Below are 4,054 nucleotides of genomic sequence, written 5' to 3' on the forward strand. Positions count from 1 at the left end.
CGCGCCCCCCACTACCAGGATTTTGCACACGGCACCTGCTGTCAGGGTAGGGTCAGGCGGTACACCAGCACGCGGTTGTCGTTGTCGTAGGGGCTGTCACAAGCCTCGCCCTGCATGCGGCAGTGACGGGCGATGAAGTCGTTGTCGTTGCCGATCAACAGCAGCACGTCGTTCGGGTGCTGCGGGTCCAGTGCCGGCAATACGTCCATGGCTTCCCACTTCTCCGACAGCAGGCCGGCATGCGGGCCGCGCTTCGTGTCCAGGTCCAGCCCCGCACGTGCAAGCTGCGGGCGGTCGAGCAGGTTCAGCAACTCGTCGCTGCGTGCGGGCACGATGCCGGCCTTCAACGTGGTATCCGCCGCGTCGGCCAGTAGCGAGGTGGTGCCGGTTTCGTAGGTGCTGCCGGCCAGGTTGCTGGCACCCGACACATCCACCAGCAGCACCGACTTGTAGACGATGGGGTCGTCACCGTCCTTGCCGAGGCCGTTGCCATCACGGGCCAGCAGCAGGAAGCGGTGGGCATCCAGTGCGCGCAGTTCGCTCTGCGCGGCGGTACGGTCGAGCTTGCCCTTGCCGTCGTGTGCGAAGGCCGGCAAAGCCATCACGTAATGGCCAATCGGCTGCTGTGGCGTCGGTGAGGTCGTCACGTCATAGACCAGTACGCGGGTATTGATGCGTCCGGCCGCATTGCCCTGCGCGCTGTCCTGCAGCGTCGCGCTCTGCAGCGCCACGAACAGGCGGCTGCCATCGGGCGACAGGCCCATGCCTTCCACCCCCTGGTTGTTGCGCCGACCGGTCTGCGGCGGCACCAGAGAACCAAAGGCCGGCTGGCCATCGCGCTGCGGCCGGATCGCGGGCGGCGCCACGATCACGCCCCGCAGCTGGCCCTGCGCATCGAAGTAGTAGACGTTGGCGGTGTACTCATCACCGATGTAGAAATGACCGTCGGCGGTGAACTGCAGCGATTCCGCATCCAGCGAGACTTTGCCCGCACCGGCGCCGCTGGCGGGCGAGGGCAGCACCACGTCGCGCTGGATGATGGTGTGGTCGCCCGGGTCGGCACCGGTGAAGGGTTGCCCGTTGAAGTCCTTCAGCACCACGCCCTTGCCCGGCACCATGCTCAGTGTGCCCAGCGCACCGGGCTTGCCCGGCGTGGTGTCGATGCGCAGCTGCATGCGCTCCACGCGGCCGGCGTAGTCGTAGAACAGGCCGGCCTCGGGATCGTTGCGGCCACGGTCGGGCAGGGTCCACAGCACGCCCTGGTAGCCGTTGGCAGTGCGCTTCCAGGTGCCGGGCTGCACCGCCAGCGACGAGAACGAGCCCAGCGTATCGCCCAGGAAGTCCACCGTGCCTGCCGGCAGTCGCCCGGCGGCGAACAGGCCCTTGTCCACGTAGGTGCGGCCGCCCAGTTCAAGGGTGCGTGGCGGTGCGCCACTGGCCTCGTGGGGGGCGGAGTATCCGCTGGCGGAGAGGGTGGCCAGCAGCAGGGCGGTCGCGAGCATCGGTGGACTCCAGGCGGTCGATCAGAAGCGAAGGTCGATCGTACCGAACACCTGGCGCGGTGCCGAGGCATGGAACACGTACAGCTTGCCGGCCGGGTCGCTGGGTGCGAACACGCTCGAATCCAGGTTGCTGGCGTAGCGCTTGTTGGTCAGGTTGGTCACGTTGAACGACAGACGCATGCCCTTGGCGAAACCGACCTGGCCGAAGTCATAGCCACCGGCCAGGTCGAACACGGTGAAGCCGCCGAAGCCCTGGTCGTTGGTGTAGGTGTAGAAGCGCTCGCCGGTGTACTTGCCGCGCAGGCTGGCGAACCAGCCATTGTCACGCCAGGTGATTTCGGTGGCCAGCAGCTGCTTAGGCGTGTCGGTCTGGATCTTGCCCTTGATCTGCTGCTCGACGCCGGCCTGCACGTAGTTCGATGCATAGGTCGAGCGGTTCAGCGAGGCCGAGGTGTACCAGCTGAAGTGCGCGTTCGGGGTCCACAGTACGGTCAGCTCGGCACCGCGGCTATCGACGCCGCCAACGTTGTAGAAGCGGTTGCCACAGGTCGGGCCGACCGGCTGCCGCGAGTCACAGGGGTTGTACTGCAGCAGGCGGTTGTCGAAGCGCACATCGTAGGCGGCGATCGAGGCCTGCAGGGTGTCGGTGACGAAGCGGTAGCCGGCTTCCACCGAGCGCGACTCCTCTGGCTTCAGGTTGCCCTGCGCATTCCAGGTGGCCTGGCTCACGGCCTGCGGGCCCAGCTTGAAGCCGCCCTGGAACATGGCGATGTTCTCGGCATAGCTGGCGAAGACTTCGTGGTGCTCGGCCAGGCGAAAGTTGGCGCCGATGCTGGGCAGGAAGTTCTTGCTGGCCTTCAGCGAACCGGTGGCGAACTGGTTGTTCGAGCTCGGCGGGATCGGCGTCTTCGCGTCGCCCGGCAGTGCCCGTGCATCGGAGGTGGCGTGCGGGCTCTTGGCGCCGAACTCCAGGGTCAGGCGGTCATCAAGCAGGCGCCAGGTGTCCTTCAGGAAGATCTGATGGGTCTTCCAGCGGGTGCGCTGGGCAAACACACCGACATCGGAGGGCAGGGTGTTCATGCCGCTCAGGTCACGCGGGCCATCCACGGCGGTCTGGTAGCGCTCGGCGCTGCTGGTGTTGCGCTCGTACCAGATGCCACCTTCGATGCGGTGCGCGCCCAGCTCCCAGTCGAAGGACAGCGTGCCGCCATCGCGGTCGATGGTGTAGATGGTATTGCGGAAGATGATCGGGATCTCCTGCGCGGTGCCCTTGTTCGACCAGGCGCCGCTGTTCCAGTTGTGGCCTTCGCCGCGGTCATCATGGTGGTAGGCCAGCGCGCGCAGGCTGAAGCCATCGGCCAGGAAGAAATCGCCGGCCAGGTAGTACAGGTTGTCGTCTCGCAGGATCTGCCCGGCGGTGAAGGCACCGTCGGCATCCTTGTCCGGGCCGCTGCTGTCGCACTTCTTCGCGTTGAAACTGGCGGTGTTGCAGTAGGCCTTGGCCACCGCCTTGTTCCAGTCCGGTGCATAGCCGCCCCAGTCCCAGCCGAGACCGCGCGACATCTCATCCTTGGAAAGGTAGAAGTAGTCGGCCTGGGTGGTGCGTGAGGTATCGACGAAACCGGTGATCTGGCCACGTTCGAAGTTCCACATACCCTTGGCATTGAACTGCTTGGTGGTGGACTGGTTGTAGGCGGTCTGGTCGTTCCACAGATCGGAGACGGCGTTCATGCCGGACACGTAGCCGGAGAAGCCGTTGTACTCGCCGCTGTCCACGCGAACGAAGGTGCGGCGGTTGGCATCGCTGCCGAAGGTCTGCACCACGCGGCCGCCGAGTTCCTGCGCCGGGCGATCGGAGGTGTAGGAGAGGGTGCCGCCGAGGTTGCTGGTGGACGGCGTACCGAGGCTGCCGATGCCCACCGCCAGCTCGGCGCCAGCCATGTTCTCGCTGATCAGTGCACGGTTGATGGTCAGGCCGTTGTAGTTGTTGTAGGCACCATCGCCCAGCGGCACGCCATCGAGCGTGTAGCCGAGGCGGGTGGAGTTGAAGCCGCGCAGGCTGAGCGTCATCGACTGTTCGTTGGTGCCCAGTGCATCGGCCGACTGCGCGTTGACGCCCGGCAGCAGGTTCAGGGTCTTCTGCAGGCTGGTACCCGGCGGCAGGATGTCGAGGTTCTCGCGGGTGATGCGCTGCACCTGGCGCGCTTCACCACTGCCGATCACCGAAACCGCATCGAGGTCGGTGGCGGACGTGCCATGGGAGGTCGGGGCAGCATCCTGCGCCCAGGCCGCGGGAGCGAGCGCGATCGACAGCGCAGCGGCCAACAAAATCTTCGTCATGTTACGGACACTCAGGCAGGCACGAGCCGCCGCGTCGGTGCGGAGCTCATGGGGTTCGATAGGGGATAAAACCGATGCGACCGGCGGGCGCTGCAGGCGCCGTGGGTCAACGTGAAAATGGTGCGCCAGGCAGATGACTGTCTGGTGACATGTTCAGTTGTTGTGAGGCGCTCCGCGGGGTGGGTAGTGCGGCAGCGAGCGTGACCCCGCAT

At 66.0% G+C, this 4,054-nt stretch carries 2 protein-coding genes; both read right to left on the bottom strand.

The features are described from left to right. Positions 1–41: 41 nt before the first annotated feature. A complete protein-coding gene (locus O0J73_RS21740) occupies positions 42–1,502 on the bottom strand; it encodes an esterase-like activity of phytase family protein (RefSeq protein WP_308309617.1) in 1,461 nt (486 codons plus the stop codon). 21 nt (positions 1,503–1,523) lie between these two features. Next, complete coding sequence (locus tag O0J73_RS21745; RefSeq protein WP_308309618.1) at positions 1,524–3,842, bottom strand: TonB-dependent receptor; 2,319 nt, start codon at positions 3,840–3,842, stop codon at positions 1,524–1,526. Between the last annotated feature and the right edge of the window lie 212 nt (positions 3,843–4,054).

The sequence above is a fragment of the Stenotrophomonas sp. Sm6012 genome (assembly GCF_030985895.1).
In the GTDB taxonomy this organism is placed as follows: Bacteria; Pseudomonadota; Gammaproteobacteria; order Xanthomonadales; family Xanthomonadaceae; genus Stenotrophomonas; species Stenotrophomonas forensis.

Excerpts from the sequence above, each read along its gene's own strand:
- O0J73_RS21740 (WP_308309617.1), bottom strand. The coding sequence starts at position 1,502 with ATGCTCGCGACCGCCCTGCTGCTGGCCACCCTCTCCGCCAGCGGATAC.
- O0J73_RS21745 (WP_308309618.1), bottom strand. The coding sequence starts at position 3,842 with ATGACGAAGATTTTGTTGGCCGCTGCGCTGTCGATCGCGCTCGCTCCC.